Here is a 454-nt window from a genome sequence, read left to right as displayed (position 1 = left end):
GGGACAGTCGCCGTCCACGGTGACGGTGTCCTGGGACAGTGCCGGGCGCTGGTTCGTGTCCTTGCTCTGCGAGGACACCATCGCGCCGGGACCGGTCACCACGGCGGCTGTCGGCATCGACGCCGGACTCGACCACCTGGTGACCCTGTCAACCGGGGAGAAGGTCGCCAACCCCCGCCACGAACGCGCCGACCGGCTCCGGCTGGCCCGCGCGCAGCGGGAACTGGCCCGCAAGGACAAGGGCTCCGCCAACCGGGCGAAAGCCCGGCTCACGGTCGCCCGCGTCCACGCCCGCATCACCGACCGCCGCCGTGACACCCTGCACAAACTGACCACTCGGCTCGTTCGTGAGAACCAAACGATCGTGATCGAGGACCTGGCCGTGCGCAACATGGTCAAGAACCACCGGCTGGCCCGCGCCATCAGCGACGCGGCCTGGCACGACTTCCGCTCC

1 protein-coding gene is annotated in these 454 nt (G+C 70.3%); it reads left to right on the top strand.

The features are described 5' to 3' along the window. Positions 1 to 19: 19 nt before the first annotated feature. Positions 20 to 454 (top strand): RNA-guided endonuclease TnpB family protein (locus WH85_RS46260; RefSeq protein ID WP_281179168.1); only part of this gene is annotated, 435 nt, incomplete at its 3' end.

This window comes from Actinoplanes rectilineatus, from assembly GCF_000962825.1.
GTDB lineage: Bacteria > Actinomycetota > Actinomycetes > Mycobacteriales > Micromonosporaceae > Actinoplanes > Actinoplanes rectilineatus.
The sequence above is the reverse complement of the archived record's forward strand: the minus strand, read 5'-3'. Positions and strand labels throughout refer to the sequence as shown.